Here is a 16,047-nt window from a genome sequence, read left to right on the forward strand (position 1 = left end):
CGTCAGTCGTCGACCCCGCCGTCGAGCCACACGCACGGCGACGAGGCACCCAGCGACAGATCACCCTCGTAGCTCTGGGTGATCGACATGCGGAATCCGTCGTCGCGATTCTCCACCGACACGAACCGATCCTCCGACGAACGCCGATCGGCCAGCACCGTGAACCCGGTTTCGGTCCAGTGTGCGAGCAGCGCGTCGACGAGTTCGCCGTTGCGATCGGGGGGAACGTCGTCGAGCCAGTACGTCTTGCCGACCTCGTAACGACCGCCCGGCCCCTTGTCGTCGGGCACGTCGCACTCCATGGCGTCGTCACGCTGCAACGTCAGCGTGACGTCCACATCGGACGGCAGCGCCGCCACTGCTCTTTCGATGTGCTCCTGCGCGCGCTCACGGGCCTGCGCGTGGGTCAACGTCCGCATGGTCGTCGGGTTCCCTTCGTCGTGGCGCGTCAATCCACGGCCTCGGCGGCCGGAACCGCTTCCGGTTTCCGGCCGAGCGCGATGCGCGCCATGTTCCGCAGCGACGCGGAATCCATGTTCCAGTACTCCACGTGTGCCTTCGTGGAAAGGCCGACCGTGAACCACGAACCGTCGCTGCCCGGATCGGACTCGAACTCCACGGCACCGAACTCGTCGGCGATCGGCTGCCTGCCGTGGATGAAATCGGGCGTCGCGCGGATGACGTCGTGCTGGGCCGTCGTCGCGTACACCTCGGCACCGGCCGGAAGGTACAGCTGCGACGCCGTGTCGACGCCCACTCCGGGACTGCCCACGAACACCAGCGCGTCGGCGTCGAGCAACCCGTCGCGCGCGGCGTAACCGGCCACAGTGGACCCGTAGCTGTGCCCGATCACCGTGTTGTACGACCGTGTGCGGTGCGTTGCCCGCAGCCCGTCCTGGAAGTCGCGCAACAGTGCGGCCGCGTCCTCGGCGTACGAATCGCCGGCCGCGGCGAACACGTGCGCGGGCGCGTCGTAGCCGACCCACGTCACCACGGAAACCGTGGTGCGGCGCGAAAGTTGCCGGATGCGGTCGAACACCGCGTCGCTGCGGTCCAACTCCGCGCTCATGTTCTCCAGCCCCGAACCGCAACCGGGCACGTTGGTCACGACGTAGTCCGCCGTGTCCGGATCGCCGATCGCGACGACACCCAGCCCGTCGTCGTCGGAACAGAAGTCGATCAGATACGCATCGGGGCGGCCTGGTCCCGGATCCTCCTCGAGCCTGCGGCGGATCGCGACCAGACCGGGGACGATGCGGTCGATGCGTGCGCGTTCGTCGTCGCCCTCGTCGAGTTCGGTTCGCAGTGCCAGCAGTTCGGCACGTTGTTCGGCGAACCGCACCCGGTTGGCGCGATCGCGGTCCGCCACGGGCACACCGTCGAGGCGGCCGACGACGTCACCGTGTTCGGTCGACAAGGCCTTCCGTTGCCGGCCGGAGAGCCCGTCCCACCACGCCTTCACCTGCTGCGGTGCGGCGCCGTCCGGTGGGAACGCCGTGTCCCCCGTGCTGTCGCTGCCCATATCGCCTCGCCCAGCCGTCCGTGTCCGGGTCGTCCCGGTCGAGCGGTTCGGACCTCAGGCTAACGGCCGTGGCGGCGCCGGATACCGGTTTTCGGTGGAGTTCACGAGAATGTCCCTGCCACGTCCGCGTCGAGCGGCGCCCGCATCACCGGATGCGGATTCCGGGTGAATCCGGCTTCGACGTACATCGACTCGCCCGCGTCCGTGGCCATCAGCTCGGCCCTGCCGACGCCGGAGGCATGTGCCCAGTCGAGCACCGCGGTGAACGCGACCCTGCCGTATCCCCGGCCACGCTCGCCGGTCCGCGTACAGACGTTGCTGATCAGCACGTCACGCCCATGTGGCACCGCGGGTGAGGGCGCCGCGTCCCGGATTGCACCCACCGCGCACGACACGACCCGTCCCGCGCGTTCCACGACGACGAAACGGTAGGACGGGTTGTCGATCCGGTCGGCGAACCATCGACGCGCCGGTCCACGCCACGCATCGCTGTCTCCGGCGGTTCCGCCGGAGACTCCCATCGCGTCGAACATCTCGCCCCGGAGTTCCACGAGTGCCTCGACATCCGCGAGTTCTGCTGTGCGCACCACGATCCCGTCCACATCCCGCACCCTAGGTCGCGTCTGATCAGTGGTCATTTGGACTCCGCCGCATGGATACTCCGTCAACTCGGGTCCTCGCCCACGTTCGGATGCGATCGCGGGCGCCAGCGGCCGAACCCGCCCTCGGTGTTGATCACCTGTCCGGTGATCCACCGCGCCTCGTCGGTGACCAGCCAGCTGATCAGCCGTGCAGGGTCATCAGGCCGGCCGTATCTGCCGAACGGGAACATCGGGGCGACGGTCTGCCACATCTCGTCGGTCAGGTACCCGGTGTCGACCGGGCCGGGATTCACGGTGTTGACGCGAATACCGCTGTCGGCCAACTGATCAGCGAACGTGAGGGTCATTCCGTGCAGGGCGGCCTTCGCCGCGCCGTAGGCGATCTCTCCCGGCAACGGGCCGAGCGCTTGGCCCGAGGTCATCAACACCGCGGCGCCACCGTCCCGGCCGTCGTGCTGGTTCGCGAACTCCTGCAACAACAGGATCGACGAGCGCGCATCCACCGCCCAGTGCCGGTCGAGCTCCGCAGCCGTCAAGGCGCCCAGCGGGCCGTCCTGTCCGGTCAACGCGTGGTTGCAGACGAGGATGTCGACGTGGCCGAACGCGTCCACCGCCGCGTCGACAACCCGCTTCGGCGCATCGGCCTCGGCCAGGTCGGCATCGACGTCGGTGACGTTTCCCGTCACCGCCTGCTCACGGACCCCGGCCAGCACCGCGTCGAGATCGTCGGCGCCCCATTCCTGCTCCCGGTCATGATCCGCGAAGTGGTGCAGGAACACGTCGGCGCCGAGGGATGCCAGTCGGCAGGCGATCGCATACCCAATACCGGCTCGTCTGCTCACGCCCGTGACCACAGCGACGCGGCCTTCGAGGGGATGTGCATCGCTCATGGCGGCAGCGTCACACGGAAGGCCGACCCACTCAACTGGGTTTGCCCACGCTCGTACGCCAGTGGTGGTCGAGTGCCTCGACGAGCTCGGCGGCGTACTCGTCGGGGAAGAACAGGCGTCCACCGGGGATCTCGACGATCTCGCGCGCACCGGGGATGACGTCCCGCAGCCACCGCGCCTGTTCGATATCGAAGAACAGGTCGCCGGTTCCCCAGATCAGTGCGGTCGGCAGCTCGCACTCGGCCAGCCGTGCGCGGTTCTCGGCCAGTTGCCGGGGATGCACCGACGTCAACAGGCGTCCGGTGAACCGCAGCCCTTCGCGATCGTCGACGGTCGGTGCGAGGTAGCTCCGGAACACCTCCCGCGGAACGTCCGCGGGCCGCCGATAGCCCGACCGGAAGACTTCCCGCGCGACGAAGGGGAACCGCAGAACCGGAGCGATCGCCCGCAACACGTTCGCCCGCGCGCCCCACACGAGTGGTTTCAGCAGCCTCGGCGGGAACGCGAGCTCGGTGTCGCAATTGGTCAGTGCCAGCGAGGCCAGGCGGCCGGCCTCCTCCCTCCCGAGCAGCAGTTGCACGACCGCGCCGCCGGTGTCGTTGCCGACCAGGTGCACGTCACGCAGATCCAGTTCCCGCAGCACGGTGGCGACCGCGTCGACCCACCCGTGTACCGACGGCTCCCCGATCGGCGGGGTGCGCCCGTGGCCGGGCAGGTCCACGGCGATACACCGGCGCGTGCCGGCCAGCTCGCGCATCACGTTGCGCCACAGCAGTGCGTTCGTGAACACGCCGTGCACGAACACCGTCACCGGACCCTCGCCCACGTCGACGTAGGAGATCCCGTCGACCGAACGGCGGCTCGCCTCGAACTCCTCGAACATCGCTCACACCCTTCGTTCCGTTCGTGGTGTGTCGACGTTCGCAGCGCGGCAGGCCGTGCGTCGATTACCTCGCTGGTAATCGCCTCGCGCACCTCCGGCGTCTACGGTCGCGGTATGACCGTGGGCCCACTGATCCGCGAATGGCGGTCGCGAAGGCGGCTCAGCCAGCTCGAGCTGTCGTCCCAGCTCGGCGTGTCCACACGGCATCTGAGCTTCGTGGAGACCGGACGTGGCAAGGCGAGCCGCGCCCTGCTGTTGCGCCTCGCCGAGCATCTCGATCTGCCGCTGCGTGCCCGCGACGAACTGTTGCTGGCAGGTGGGTTCGCCCCGGCGTTCGGCAACCGGAAGCTCGACGACGCGGCGATGGAACCGGTCCGCAGGGCCATCGCGACCCTGCTCGCAGCACACGAACCGAACCCGGCGATCGCGGTCGACGACACGTGGAACGTCGTCGCGGCCAACCGCGGATGTGCCCTGCTGCTCGGCCACGTCGAGCCGCAGCTGTTCGACGCCGCGCCGAACGTGATGCGGCTGAGCCTGCACCCCCGCGGCCTCGCACCCCACATCGAGAACCTGACCGAGGTGCGCTCGTCACTGTTGCGGAAGGTCCGGCGAGCAGCGCTGCTGAGCGGCGATCCTCGCCTGGACGCGCTGTACGACGAACTACTGTCCTATGCGGACGGATCAGTCGACGGCACGGGTCCACCCGCCGACGACCGCGTGCTGTTGCCCGTGCGACTGCGCACCCACGACGGTGCGGTGCTGAACCTGCTGAGTACCGTCACGACCTTCGGCACCCCGCTCGACACCACCGTCGCCGGGTTGTCGACGGAGACGTTCCTGCCCGCGGACGAACCGTCTGCCGCCTACCTCGCGACCTGGTTCGACGGCATCGACGAGCGGATCGAGCAGCTCACGACGGGACATCCGCACCTGGCCGCGTACGTCGCAGGGAGCTGAAACCACACGGACGGCGGACGGCTGTTTTCCGTGTGGCGCAAACACCTGAGCCGGCCCCCTCTCGGCCCTACACCTGGCGTATGACGACCACGCAGTACCTCTTTCACCAGGACGAGGCCGAGGACCGGCGGCTCCGCGCCCAGAGCGGCCTGCTGGACGACACGACGGCCGAGCTGTTCGACCACGTCGGCCTCCAGCCCGGTTGGCGCGTGCTCGATCTGGGCAGCGGCGCCGGCAACGTCGCCTACCTCGCCGCCGAACGGGTCGGGCCGAACGGGTCGGTCGTGGGCATCGACCGCGACCGGTCGACCGCCGAACGTGCGCAGGCCGACGCCCGCAGACGTGGCAGGACCAACGTCGAGTTCCGCGTCGGCGACGCCCGGACGTTGGAGGGCGCGACACGTGGGCCCACCCCATGACCCCACTGTGGCAGCAGGCGCACACATGGCTGCAGGAGACGATGCGACTGGCCGGGGTCAACGCGCGGATGGGGTACGAGCTGTTCGCGACGTTCCGGGCCGCCGGGCTCCCCGACCCGGAGGTCGGTGTCGGGTGGAAGATGCGCGGCGCGGGCGACCTGCCGGACTACACGTGGGCCGACATCGTGTGCGGAGCGCTGCCGCTGATGGAGAAACTCGGCGTCGTCACCCGCGACGAGGTGCAGCCGGACACGCTCGGCGAACGGCTGAAGGCGGACCTGCGCGCCCACGACGGCGTGATGACCATCGGCCCGTGCCTGTACGCATGGACCCGCAAACCGGCGTGAGCAGACCGCGCGCGTGGGGCCCGTGCGCGTGGGGCCGTGTGCGAAGACTCCACGATAAAAAGAGGAGGCGCCCTCCGCGTTCGCGAAGGGCACCTCCTCGTCGGTGGGCCCAGGAGGACTTGAACCTCCGACCTCATCGTTATCAGCGATGCGCTCTAACCACCTGAGCTATGGGCCCGTGCAGCGGTGAAAACTCTACCGCACCGCTGCGAAGCGGATTACCCGGGGTCACTCCCGTTCGGAGAGCGTCACCTCCAGGCCACCGGCGAGGTCGGCCGACACGTTGTAGATGAACGCACTCACCGTGGTCAGCGCCGAGATCAGCACGATGTTGATCGCACCCACGATCGCCGCGATGCCGAACACCCTGGGCGCCGTGATGAACGGATCGCCCGCTCCTTCGCTGACCTCGCCCTGCACCAGCGACGTGTAGGTGCCGTTGATCTGGTCCCACACGCCCATGCCTTCGAGCACGGTGTACAGCACACCGACCGCGACCAGCCAGATGAAGAACAGCGCCACGCCCAGCACGAGCGACAGCTTCAGCACCGACCACGGGTCGAACCGCTTGATCTGCAGGCTCGCCCGCCGCGGTCCACGTCCCGGCCTGCGCAGCGCGCTCACCGGCGTCGAGCGCTTGCCACCCCCACCGGAGCCGGAGCCCTGCGCGGCGCCCACGTTCGACGGCGCCGCCATGTGCTCGGTCGCCTGCTCGGACTGTCCGCCGCCGAACAGCCTGCTGGCCGCGGTGCCGCTCACGACCTGCGTGTCGGCGCTGCTGCCCGCGTAATTGCTGCCCGCGTAATTGCTGCCCGCGTAGTCGCCCGTCGACGCAGCCGTGCCCGCCGACCCCGAACCCGACGCAGCCGAGTACTGCTGCGTGGGCTGGTACGACGTCTCGTCCGCGGGCAGCTGGCCTGCCGACCAGCGTTCGCCGAGCTCGTCGTCACCGTCGGAGTCCGACACGGCGTCGACGTCCTTGGCGACCCGCTGCCACGGGGGCGCGACGTCCTCGTCCGCCCCCGCGCCGCCTGAGCCGCCGCGCCGTTCGGTGTTCTCGGGTGGTGTCACAACCGGTCAGTCCCTCGTCCACATCTGCGTCGTCGGAGTCGCAGTGGTACCTACGTCTTATTCCTGTCCGTTCTGCGAAGAATCGTCGCTCGCGGACTCCGTCTCCGTCGAGACTGCCTCATCCGGTGTAACACCACCATCAGAAGCCTCGCCGTTCTCACCCTCGGGGGTCGGTTCGCCGTCCGCACCATCGCCCTCGGGCACGTCCGACGGCTTGTCGGCGTTCCGGGCGACCGTCAGCAACGTGGTCCCCTCGTCGAGGTTCATCAACCGGACGCCCTTGGTCTGACGGCCGGCCTTGCGCACGTCGTCAGCGGGCGTGCGGATGACGCCACCGCTGGAGGTGATGGCGTACAACTCGTCGTCGGCCTCGACCACGAGCGCCCCTACCAGCCTGCCACGCTTGCGGTCCTGCTGAATGGTGAGCACACCCTTGCCGCCGCGGCCCTGCACCGGGTAGTCCTCGATGGCCGTCCGCTTGGCGTAACCGCCGTCGGTCGCGACCAGCAGGAACGTGTCCGGCTTGACCACGCTGATCTTGAGCAGCTCGTCGCCCTCGTTGAACCGCATGCCCAGCACGCCGGACGTGGCACGGCCCATCGGGCGCAACGTCTCGTCGTTGGCGTGGAAGCGGATGGACTGGCCCTCCGCAGACACGAGCAGCAGGTCGTCGTCGGCCGAGGCCAGCACCGCGCCCACCAGTTCGTCGCCCTCGCGCAGGTTGATGGCGATCAAGCCACCGGAGCGCGCGGAGTCGAAGTCGGTGAGCCTGGACTTCTTGACCAGACCGTTCCTGGTGGCCAGCACCAGGTAGTCGGCGGCCTCGTAGTCCGGGATGTGGATCGCGCCCGCGATCTCCTCGTCCGGCTGGAACGCCAACAGGTTCGCCACGTGCTGACCGCGTGCGTTACGGCTGCCCTCTGGCAGGTCGTAGGCCTTGGTGCGGTACACGCGGCCCTTGTTGGTGAAGAACAGCAGCCAGTCGTGCGTCGAGCACACGAAGAAGTGCTGCACGATGTCGTCCTGCTTGAGTGTCGCGCCCTGGACGCCCTTGCCGCCGCGCCGCTGCGAGCGGTACAGGTCGGTCTTGGTGCGCTTCGCGTACCCGGTGCGGGTGATGGTGACGACGACGTCCTCTTCGGCGATGAGGTCCTCGATGGACACGTCACCGTCGTAGGGAATGATCTTCGTGCGGCGCTCGTCGCCCCACTTGTCGACGATCTCGGTGAGCTCGTCCTTGACGATCTGCCGCTGCCGCTCCGGCTTGGCCAGGATGTCCTCGAGGTCGGCGATCTTCGCCTCGATCTCGGCCAACTCGTCGACGATCTTCTGCCGTTCCAGCGCGGCCAGGCGGCGCAGCTGCATGTCGAGGATCGCGGTGGCCTGGATCTCGTCGATGTCGAGCAGCTCGATCAGGCCGGTGCGGGCCTCGTCGACCGTCGGCGACCGGCGGATCAACGCGATGACCGCGTCCAGCTGGTCGAGCGCCTTGACCAGACCACGCAGGATGTGGGCACGTTCCTCGGCCTTGCGCAGCCGGTACCGGGTGCGCCGGACGATGACGTCGATCTGGTGGTTGGTGTAGTGCCGGATCATCTGGTCGAGCCGCAGCGTGCGCGGCACGCCGTCGACCAGCGCCAGCATGTTGACGCCGAAGTTGTACTGCAGCTGGGTGTGCTTGTAGAGGTTGTTCAGCACCACCTTGGCGACCGCGTCCCGCTTGAGCGTGATCACGATGCGCATGCCGCTGCGGCTGTTGGTCTCGTCCGCGATGTCGGCGATGCCGGTGAGCTTGCCGTCGCGCACCAGCGTGGCGATGTTCTCGACGAGGTTGTCCGGGTTGACCTGGTACGGCAGCTCGGTGCAGACCAGGGTGGTGCGGCCCTTCGTGTCCTCCTCGACCTCGACCACGGCCCGCATGCGGATCGAACCGCGGCCCGTCCGGTACGCCTCGGAGATGCCCTGGGTGCCGAGCACGAGGCCGTGCGTCGGGAAGTCCGGCCCCTTGATGCGCTGCATCAGCGCCGCGAGGGTCTCGTCGTCGTCGGCGTCGGGGTTGTCGAGCGCCCAGACGACGCCGTCGGCGACCTCGCGCAGGTTGTGCGGCGGGATGTTGGTCGCCATGCCGACCGCGATGCCGCCGCCACCGTTGACCAGAAGGTTGGGGATACGGCTCGGCAGGACGTCCGGTTCCTGCGTGCGACCGTCGTAGTTGTCGGAGAAGTCGACGGTCTCTTCCTCGATGTCCCGCAGCATCTCCATGGCGAGCGGGTCGAGGCGCGCTTCGGTGTAGCGCATCGCGGCAGCCGGATCGTTGCCCGGCGAGCCGAAGTTGCCCTGCCCGTCAATGAGCGGGTACCGCATCGACCACGACTGGGCGAGGCGCACCAGTGCGTCGTAGATCGCGGAGTCACCGTGCGGGTGGTAGTTACCCATCACGTCACCGACGACACGCGAGCACTTGTTGTACCCGCGGTCGGGGCGGAAGCCCGAGTCGTACATCGAGTACAGCACGCGCCGGTGCACCGGCTTGAGGCCGTCCCGCACGTCCGGCAGGGCGCGCGAGACGATCACGCTCATCGCGTAGTTGATGTACGAGTTCTGCATCTCCTGCTGGAGATCGACCGGCTCGACACGCCCGTGCTGGCCGTCGGGGGGCAGGGTTTCAGTCACGGCTGGTTGTTCCTTTCACGCCTGATCCGAAGTGCTGGTCCGCGAACCGGGGACCGGTTCGTCCACTTCGGACCTAGATGTCGAGCATCCCGGCGGCCTTGGCGTTGCGAGTGATGAACGATCGGCGCGCGTCGACGTCCTCGCCCATGAGCACGGAGAACAGTTCGTCCGCGGTCGCGGCGTCGTCGAGGGTGACCTGCAGCAGCACGCGGTTCTCCGGGTCCATCGTGGTGTCCCAGAGCTCGTCGGAGTTCATCTCGCCGAGACCCTTGTACCGCTGGATACCGTCCTCCTTGGGCAGCTTCTTGCCCGCCGCGGCGCCTGCTTCGAGGAGTCCGTCGCGCTCGCGGTCGGAGTAGGCGTACTGCGCGTCCCCGCGCGGCCACTTGATCTTGTACAGCGGCGGCTGCGCCAGGTAGACGTAGCCGTGCTCGATCAGCGGGCGCATGAAGCGGAACAGCAGGGTCAGCAGCAGCGTCCGGATGTGCTGGCCGTCGACGTCGGCGTCGGCCATCAGCACGATCTTGTGGTACCGCAGCTTCGAGATGTCGAACTCGTCGTGGATACCGGTGCCAAGTGCCGTGATCAGCGACTGGACCTCGGTGTTCTTGAGGACGCGGTCGATGCGGGCCTTCTCGACGTTGATGATCTTGCCTCGGATCGGCAGGATCGCCTGGAACATCGAGTCCCGGCCCTCCTTGGCCGAACCGCCGGCCGAGTCACCCTCCACGATGTAGAGCTCGCACTGCTCCGGGTCGGTCGACCGGCAGTCCTTGAGCTTGCCGGGAAGGCCACCGATGTCCATGGCGCCCTTACGGCGCACCAGGTCACGGGCCTTGCGGGCCGCATCGCGCGCCTGCGCACTCGAGATGGCCTTGTTGATGATGGTCTTGGCCTCGGTGGGGTTGCGCTGGAACCAGTCGGACAACCACTCGTGGGCGTTGGTCTGGACGAAGGACTTGGCCTCGCTGTTGCCGAGCTTCGTCTTCGTCTGGCCCTCGAACTGCGGCTCGGCGAGCTTGATCGAGATGATCGCGGTCAGACCTTCACGGACGTCGTCCCCGGTGAGGTTGGCGTCCTTCTCCTTGAGCAGGCCCTTTTCGCGGGCGTAGGCGTTGACCACGCGGGTCAGCGCGGCACGGAACCCCTCTTCGTGCGTGCCGCCCTCGTGCGTGTTGATCGTGTTCGCGAACGTGTAGACCGACGGCGTGAAGCCGTTGTTCCACTGCATCGCGACCTCGACCTCGAGGCCCTCACCCTGGGACTCGAAGCTGATGATGCTCGGGTGGATCGGGTCCTTCGTGTTGTTGATGTGCTTGACGAAGTCCTCGAGCCCGCCCGGGTAGTGGTAGGTCCGCTCCTTGATGCGGGCGCGCTCGCCCGCGGCGTCCTCACCCTCGCCGTTCTCCTCGGCCACCCGCTCGTCGCGGAGCACGATCGTCAGGCCCTTGTTGAGGAACGCCATCTCCTGGAGCCTGCGCGCCACGGTCTCGGCGTTGTACTCGGTGGTCTCGAAGATCTCGGGGTCGGCCCAGAACGTGACCGACGTGCCGCTGCCCTCCGCGGGCCCGGCGTCGACCAGCTCGCCGGGCTTGGAGTTCTCGTAGTGCTGGGTCCAGCGGCGGCCGTCGCGGTGGATGTCGACGTCGAGCCGGGTCGACAGCGCGTTGACCACGGACACGCCCACGCCGTGCAGACCACCCGACACCGCGTACGAGTCACTGTCGAACTTGCCGCCCGCGTGCAGCACCGTCAGCACGACCTCGACCGTGGGGCGCTGCTCCTTGGGGTGCAGTTCGATGGGGATACCGCGGCCGTCGTCCACGACGCGCACGCCGCCGTCGGCCATGAGCGTGACCTCGACCCTCGTGGCGTACCCGGCCATCGCCTCGTCGACCGAGTTGTCCACGACCTCCTGGATCAGGTGGTGCAGGCCGCGCTCACCGGTGGACCCGATGTACATGCCGGGGCGTTTGCGGACGGCCTCGAGACCCTCGAGGACCGTGATGGAGGACGCACCGTATTCGTTCTCGTTCTCAGCCACCGGCCTGACTTCTCCTCACCTCGTCACACGCGCACGCGCGCGGGACACTTGAGCGCGGGCATTTCCGTCGACCGCGTCCCCGGTTCTTCCGGACGCCGATCCGACCCACCGGTACCAGTTTACTTGCCCAGTCTCGCTCACATGCATCAAGGACACGTCTGATTTCGCCAGAGAGCGACGATCTCGACCACGAATGAGTCCGGGGGCTGGGCCAGGCGGTGACACGTCGTGTTGAAGAAATCGGACGCTCGCGACTCGCCGGGGTTCAGCCGTACGTGTCACGCGGCCCCCTGCCGGGGACGTGGCGTGGGCCTTTTCGCCAGCTCGGCGCGGCAGGCCCCTGGATTCGCATCCGCTTCACGACGCCGTGGCCCACTCCGGCGGCAATCTTCGCCAGCAGCTGACGTTGCAGCAACCGCAGCTGCGTGGCCCACGCCGTCGACGACGCCCTGACCACCAGTTCTCCGTCGGTCAGGCTCACCGGCTGGGCGTGTTCGGCGACGTCTTCACCCACGAGGGTGGCCCACCGGCCGAAGACGTGCCCTCCCGCGAGCCGGTCACTCCAGCCCATCTGCGTCGCCATCCGCGCGGCGATCCGGCCGAGGCTCTGCGGGTCGCGTTCGTCGGCACCCGCCGCCGACCAACGGCGCCTGCGCGGGTTCTGCGACGACTGCTTCGCCGGCCGGTCACTCGGCTTGCGCCTGCCCGGTTCGTGCCCGCGCCCCTTGGCCCGTTCCTGCGCCGCCTTCAACGCCGCGTGCGCGAGGTCCCGGCCGTTCGACTGCTCACCCGGCTGCGAGTTGTCCCCACCGGCAGTACCGGACCCCGCGGCGGCGGATGCTCCATCCGATGAGGTACGTTCACGCTCCGTCGATCGCGCGGGCAATTCACCGCGAAACGCCCCCACCGGGGGAGTATTGACCTTCTGATCAGGCTCTGCGGTTACCCAGTGCGATAACAGGTCGAGGGTGTTATCCACACTGTCCACAGACTTATCCCCAGTTTGGCGACGTTTAGCTGTGTTCGCGGTCACCCCGCGTCGCTGATTCTTCGGATTGCCGCCGCGGTCAGCCACGTGTTACCTCACCCTCCGCGACCGCATAGCGGACGCCGGTCAGCTCAGCGGGCACGTCCTCATCCACAGCCGCGGTCACGAGCACCTGTTCGGCACCCACCGCGACCTCCGCGAGCCGTGCCCTTCTGCGCTTGTCCAACTCGGCGAACACGTCGTCGAGCATCAGCACCGGCTCACCCCCTGCATCACCACGCAGCAACTCGTACGAACCGAGCCGCAACGCCAACGCGAACGACCACGACTCGCCGTGACTCGCGTATCCCTTCGCCGGAGCCTCTCCGAGCACCAGGTCCAACTCGTCGCGATGCGGTCCGACCAGGCTTACCCCACGTTCCAGCTCCGCCGTGCGCGACTCGCCGAGCGCCGTGCGCAGCACCTCGGCGAGCCGTTCCGCGTCGGCCCGGTCACCGTCCGGAACGCCGTAGCCCTCCGGCAACGCCTCGCCCAGGCTCGACCGGTAGGCAATGTGCGCAGGCCGCGAGTCGGGCGCCACGTCCGCGTACGCCCGAGCCGTGTGCGGTGCCAGGTCGGCCACCAGATTCAACCGGGCTGCCAGCAACTGTCCGCCCGCGGTGGCCAGGTGGTCGTCCCACACGTCGAGCGTCGAGGCCGCGTACGGATCGTCCCCCCGCTTCTTGCCAGCCGACTTGAGCAGGGCGTTGCGCTGTTTGAGCACCTTGTCGTAGTCCGAGCGCACCCCGGCGTACCGCGGCGCGCGCTGCACCAACAGTTCGTCGAGGAACTTGCGCCGCTCACTCGGGTCTCCCCGGACGAGCGCGAGATCCTCGGGCGAGAACAACACGGTGCGCAGCACGCCGAGGATGTCGCGCGGCCTGCCCACCGCACCACGGTTGACCCGGGCCCGATTGGCCCTGCCGGCTGCGATCTCCAGCTCGACGGTCAGCTCGCGGTCCTCGTTGACCACCGCTGCCCGCACCAGGGCGCGCTCACACCCGTGCCGCACCAGGGGCGCGTCGGTCGCGACCCGGTGCGACGAGAGCGTCGCGATGTAACCGATCGCCTCGAGGAGGTTCGTCTTCCCACGGCCGTTCTGCCCGACCAGTACGGTCGGGCCCGGCTCCAGCGGCAGGTCGACGTGCTCCCACGAACGGAAATCGGTCACCTGCAGGTGACGGACGTACACGTCGTGTCCGCTACGCCTACTTGGAGACGCTCTTGACGCTGTGCCCGCCGAACTGGTTGCGCAACGCGGCCACGGCACGCATCGCCGACGAGTCCTCCTGCCGCGAGGCGAACCTGGCGAACAGCGCGGCCGAGATCACCGGAGCCGGCACCGAGTTGTTGATCGCCTCCTCGAGGGTCCAGCGGCCCTCGCCCGAATCCTCGACGTAGCCCTCGAGCTCGGACAGCTGCGGGTCCTCCTCGAGTGCGCGGATCAGCAGGTCGAGCAGCCACGAACGCACGACGGTGCCGCGCTGCCACGCCTTGATGACACCGGGCACGTTCTGCACCACATCGGAGGCCTCGAGCAGTTCGAAACCCTCGGCGTAGGCCTGCATCAGGCCGTACTCGATGCCGTTGTGCACCATCTTCGCGTAGTGACCCGCGCCGACACCGCCTGCGTGGGCGAAGCCCTCGTCGCGCGGACCCTCGGGACGCAGCGCGTCGAAGATCGGCATCGCCCGCTCGACGTCGGCCTCCGAGCCGCCGGCCATCAGGCCGTAGCCGTTGTCCTTGCCCCACACACCGCCGGACACGCCGACGTCGAGGTAACCGACCCCGTGCTCGGCGAGCACCGCGGCGTTGTGCGTGTCGTCGGTGAACCGGGAGTTACCACCGTCGATGACGAGGTCCCCCTCCGACAGCAGCTCGCCGAGCTCCGCGACCGTCGCCCTCGTCGCCTCGCCCGCGGGAACCATGACCCACACGATGCGCGGCGCCTCGAGCGAGGCGACCAGATCGGCCAGCGTGCCGACGTCGCTGACCTCGGCGTTGCGGTCGTAGCCGACCACCTCGTGCCCGGCGGCACGGAGCCGCTCGCGCATGTTGAACCCCATCTTGCCGAGGCCGACGAGTCCGAGCTGCACCATCGAAATGCTTCCCCTAGTCGTTGCGAATGTGCTCGTTGTGGATTCGGATGTGAATCGCCGTGAGTGGCCGTGGGCGCCGCGGCTCAGCCGGGCAGCCGCACCGGCATGAGCAGGTACAGATAACCGGGCACGACGTCACCGTTCTCGTCGGCCGGCTTGATCAGCGCAGGCCGGTTCGGAGTCGTGAACGTCAGCTCCGCCCGGTCGGCATGGAGCGCGGCCAGCCCGTCGGCCAGGTAACCCGGGTTGAAGGCGATGACCACCGGCTCGCCCTCGAAGTCGACGGGCAGTTCCTCCTCGGCACTGCCTTCGTCGTCCCCGCCTGCCGAGAGCCGTAGCGACCCGTCGGCGAACTCGAGCCGTACCTGCGTACCCCGCTCGGCGACCAGGGACACCCGCTTGATCGCCTCGGCGAGCGTGGCGACGTCGATGACCGCCCGGCAGCTGTGCTCGCTGGGCAGCAGCTGGCGGTACGGCGGGAACTCCGCGTCGAGCAGCCGCGTGGTCGTGTACTTGCCGGAACCGGTCAGACCGAGCAGGCCGTCGCCGCTCGCGAGGCCGACCTGAACCGTCGACCCGCTCGTGCCCAGCGACTTCGCGGCGTCGGCGAGCGTGCGGGCGGGAACCAGCACGGAGGCGTCGCCGAGCTCCTCGGCCGGCGCCCAGCTGAACTCCTTCATCGCGAGCCGGAACCGGTCGGTGGCCACGAGCGTGAGGTTCTCCCCGGAGATCTCCACGCGCATGCCGGTCAGCATCGGGAGGGTGTCGTCCTTGCCCGCGGCGACCGCCACCTGCGACACGGCCTGTGCGAACGCCTCGCCCGCGACCTCGCCGGCCAGATCCGGCTGCGCGGGCAGCTGCGGGTAGTCCTCGACGGGCATCGTCGGCAGGGAGAACCGCGCACTGCCGCAGGTGATGGACGCGCGCGCACCGTCGACGGAGATCTCGACCGGCTGCGCGGGCAGCGCCTTGGTGATGTCGGCCAGCAGCCTGCCCGAGACCAGCGTGCGTCCACCGTCGGCGATCGTCGCCGGAACGCCCACGGTCGCGGAGACCTCGTAGTCGAACCCGGAGACGGTCAGCGCATCGGAGCCGCCGGCCGCGCTGTCGCCGCCCGCGTCGAGCAGCACTCCGCCCAGCACCGGAACCGGAGGCCTGGACGGGAGGCTGCGTGCCACCCAGGCGACGGCGTCAGCGAGCCCATCACGCTCGACGCGGATCTTCATGGCGCCCATCCTTTCGACGGCCGAGCCGCCGTAGCTCGAAAGACGACAACGCCCTGCCCGGTTTCCCTCCCCTGCTTCGGAGCGGGACGCCGGACCTGGCTAGTAGCGGGTCCGCCAACTTACAGCGTGTCGACATGACGACGCATCGACATGGAGACAGGCCGCTACCCGAGCGGACCGGATGTGTGGGTCTCCACGGTAGAGCGTGCGCGGTCGGTCCGTCATATCGGCCCGGGCGCCTCGAGGCCCCTTCGTCCCCAGCTCGCCTCGTTCCCTCTTTTTCT

The 16,047-nt window shown here is 68.6% G+C and carries 15 protein-coding genes and 1 tRNA gene; 3 read left to right on the top strand and 13 right to left on the bottom strand.

What is annotated here, in order from left to right; genetic code table 11:
* Window positions 1-2: 2 nt before the first annotated feature.
* The 5 genes from IF64_RS0101750 to IF64_RS0101770 form a co-directional block, all read right to left on the bottom strand.
* Window positions 3-419: a hypothetical protein gene (locus tag IF64_RS0101750; RefSeq protein WP_030530191.1), complete on the bottom strand. Its 417-nt coding sequence runs from the start codon at window positions 417-419 to the stop codon at window positions 3-5.
* A gap of 29 nt (window positions 420-448) precedes the next feature.
* Window positions 449-1,522 carry an alpha/beta hydrolase gene (locus IF64_RS0101755; RefSeq protein WP_051757380.1) on the bottom strand — a complete coding sequence of 358 codons (1,074 nt, stop codon included), beginning with the start codon at window positions 1,520-1,522 and terminating at the stop codon, window positions 449-451.
* Between the two features lie 101 nt (window positions 1,523-1,623).
* Window positions 1,624-2,160 carry a GNAT family N-acetyltransferase gene (locus tag IF64_RS0101760; protein ID WP_051757381.1) on the bottom strand — a complete coding sequence of 179 codons (537 nt, stop codon included), beginning with the start codon at window positions 2,158-2,160 and terminating at the stop codon, window positions 1,624-1,626.
* A gap of 26 nt (window positions 2,161-2,186) precedes the next feature.
* Window positions 2,187-3,014, bottom strand: a complete 828-nt coding sequence (locus IF64_RS0101765; protein ID WP_030530194.1) for an SDR family oxidoreductase — start codon at window positions 3,012-3,014, stop codon at window positions 2,187-2,189.
* Window positions 3,015-3,045: 31 nt separating this feature from the next.
* On the bottom strand, window positions 3,046-3,897 hold the full coding sequence (locus IF64_RS0101770) for an alpha/beta fold hydrolase (protein ID WP_030530195.1): 852 nt from the start codon (window positions 3,895-3,897) through the stop codon (window positions 3,046-3,048).
* 114 nt (window positions 3,898-4,011) lie between these two features.
* On the opposite strand from IF64_RS0101770, the gene IF64_RS0101775 reads away from it, so the two are divergent.
* The 3 genes from IF64_RS0101775 to IF64_RS0101785 all read left to right on the top strand — a co-directional run bounded on the left by IF64_RS0101775 (window position 4,012) and on the right by IF64_RS0101785 (window position 5,623).
* A complete protein-coding gene (locus tag IF64_RS0101775; protein ID WP_036875524.1) occupies window positions 4,012-4,857 on the top strand; it encodes a helix-turn-helix domain-containing protein in 846 nt (281 codons plus the stop codon).
* An 80-nt stretch (window positions 4,858-4,937) separates the two neighbouring features.
* Window positions 4,938-5,276 carry a methyltransferase domain-containing protein gene (locus IF64_RS0101780; RefSeq protein WP_030530196.1) on the top strand — a complete coding sequence of 113 codons (339 nt, stop codon included), beginning with the start codon at window positions 4,938-4,940 and terminating at the stop codon, window positions 5,274-5,276.
* Complete coding sequence (locus tag IF64_RS0101785; protein WP_030530197.1) at window positions 5,273-5,623, top strand: hypothetical protein; 351 nt, start codon at window positions 5,273-5,275, stop codon at window positions 5,621-5,623. The genes IF64_RS0101780 and IF64_RS0101785 overlap by 4 nt, the downstream gene beginning before the upstream one ends.
* A 104-nt stretch (window positions 5,624-5,727) precedes the next feature.
* Here IF64_RS0101785 and IF64_RS0101790 read toward each other — a convergent pair.
* From IF64_RS0101790 to dnaN, 8 genes are all read right to left on the bottom strand, one after another.
* Window positions 5,728-5,801, bottom strand: a tRNA-Ile gene (locus tag IF64_RS0101790).
* Window positions 5,802-5,851: 50 nt separating this feature from the next.
* Window positions 5,852-6,694, bottom strand: a complete 843-nt coding sequence (locus tag IF64_RS26390) for a DUF3566 domain-containing protein (RefSeq protein WP_030530198.1) — start codon at window positions 6,692-6,694, stop codon at window positions 5,852-5,854.
* Between the two features lie 57 nt (window positions 6,695-6,751).
* Window positions 6,752-9,367, bottom strand: coding sequence for a DNA gyrase subunit A (gene gyrA / locus IF64_RS0101800; protein ID WP_030530199.1), 2,616 nt, complete (start codon window positions 9,365-9,367; stop codon window positions 6,752-6,754).
* A gap of 73 nt (window positions 9,368-9,440) precedes the next feature.
* The gene (gene gyrB / locus IF64_RS0101805) at window positions 9,441-11,411 is read right to left on the bottom strand and encodes a DNA topoisomerase (ATP-hydrolyzing) subunit B (RefSeq protein ID WP_030530200.1); all 1,971 of its coding nucleotides are present in this window, start codon (window positions 11,409-11,411) and stop codon (window positions 9,441-9,443) included.
* Between the two features lie 265 nt (window positions 11,412-11,676).
* Complete coding sequence (locus IF64_RS0101810) at window positions 11,677-12,318, bottom strand: DciA family protein (RefSeq protein WP_425468454.1); 642 nt, start codon at window positions 12,316-12,318, stop codon at window positions 11,677-11,679.
* Window positions 12,319-12,478: 160 nt separating this feature from the next.
* A complete protein-coding gene (recF, locus tag IF64_RS0101815) occupies window positions 12,479-13,630 on the bottom strand; it encodes a DNA replication/repair protein RecF (RefSeq protein WP_030530202.1) in 1,152 nt (383 codons plus the stop codon).
* Window positions 13,631-13,646: 16 nt separating this feature from the next.
* The gene (gene gnd, locus IF64_RS0101820) at window positions 13,647-14,624 is read right to left on the bottom strand and encodes a phosphogluconate dehydrogenase (NAD(+)-dependent, decarboxylating) (protein ID WP_084705584.1); all 978 of its coding nucleotides are present in this window, start codon (window positions 14,622-14,624) and stop codon (window positions 13,647-13,649) included.
* Window positions 14,621-15,763 carry a DNA polymerase III subunit beta gene (gene dnaN, locus IF64_RS0101825; protein ID WP_030530204.1) on the bottom strand — a complete coding sequence of 381 codons (1,143 nt, stop codon included), beginning with the start codon at window positions 15,761-15,763 and terminating at the stop codon, window positions 14,621-14,623. Before dnaN ends, gnd begins: the two co-directional genes overlap by 4 nt.
* Between the last annotated feature and the right edge of the window lie 284 nt (window positions 15,764-16,047).

The sequence above is a fragment of the Prauserella rugosa genome (assembly GCF_000719975.1).
In the GTDB taxonomy this organism is placed as follows: Bacteria; Actinomycetota; Actinomycetes; order Mycobacteriales; family Pseudonocardiaceae; genus Prauserella; species Prauserella rugosa.

What these genes read in the sequence shown, in the direction of transcription:
- IF64_RS0101750 (WP_030530191.1), bottom strand. Translation starts at nt 419, where the DNA reads ATGCGGACGTTGACCCACGCGCAGGCCCGTGAGCGCGCGCAGGAGCAC.
- IF64_RS0101785 (WP_030530197.1), top strand. Translation starts at nt 5,273, where the DNA reads ATGACCCCACTGTGGCAGCAGGCGCACACATGGCTGCAGGAGACGATG.
- IF64_RS0101770 (WP_030530195.1), bottom strand. Translation starts at nt 3,897, where the DNA reads ATGTTCGAGGAGTTCGAGGCGAGCCGCCGTTCGGTCGACGGGATCTCC.
- IF64_RS0101780 (WP_030530196.1), top strand. Translation starts at nt 4,938, where the DNA reads ATGACGACCACGCAGTACCTCTTTCACCAGGACGAGGCCGAGGACCGG.
- IF64_RS0101760 (WP_051757381.1), bottom strand. Translation starts at nt 2,160, where the DNA reads ATGACCACTGATCAGACGCGACCTAGGGTGCGGGATGTGGACGGGATC.
- IF64_RS0101755 (WP_051757380.1), bottom strand. Translation starts at nt 1,522, where the DNA reads ATGGGCAGCGACAGCACGGGGGACACGGCGTTCCCACCGGACGGCGCC.
- dnaN (WP_030530204.1), bottom strand. Translation starts at nt 15,763, where the DNA reads ATGAAGATCCGCGTCGAGCGTGATGGGCTCGCTGACGCCGTCGCCTGG.
- IF64_RS0101775 (WP_036875524.1), top strand. Translation starts at nt 4,012, where the DNA reads ATGACCGTGGGCCCACTGATCCGCGAATGGCGGTCGCGAAGGCGGCTC.
- IF64_RS0101765 (WP_030530194.1), bottom strand. Translation starts at nt 3,014, where the DNA reads ATGAGCGATGCACATCCCCTCGAAGGCCGCGTCGCTGTGGTCACGGGC.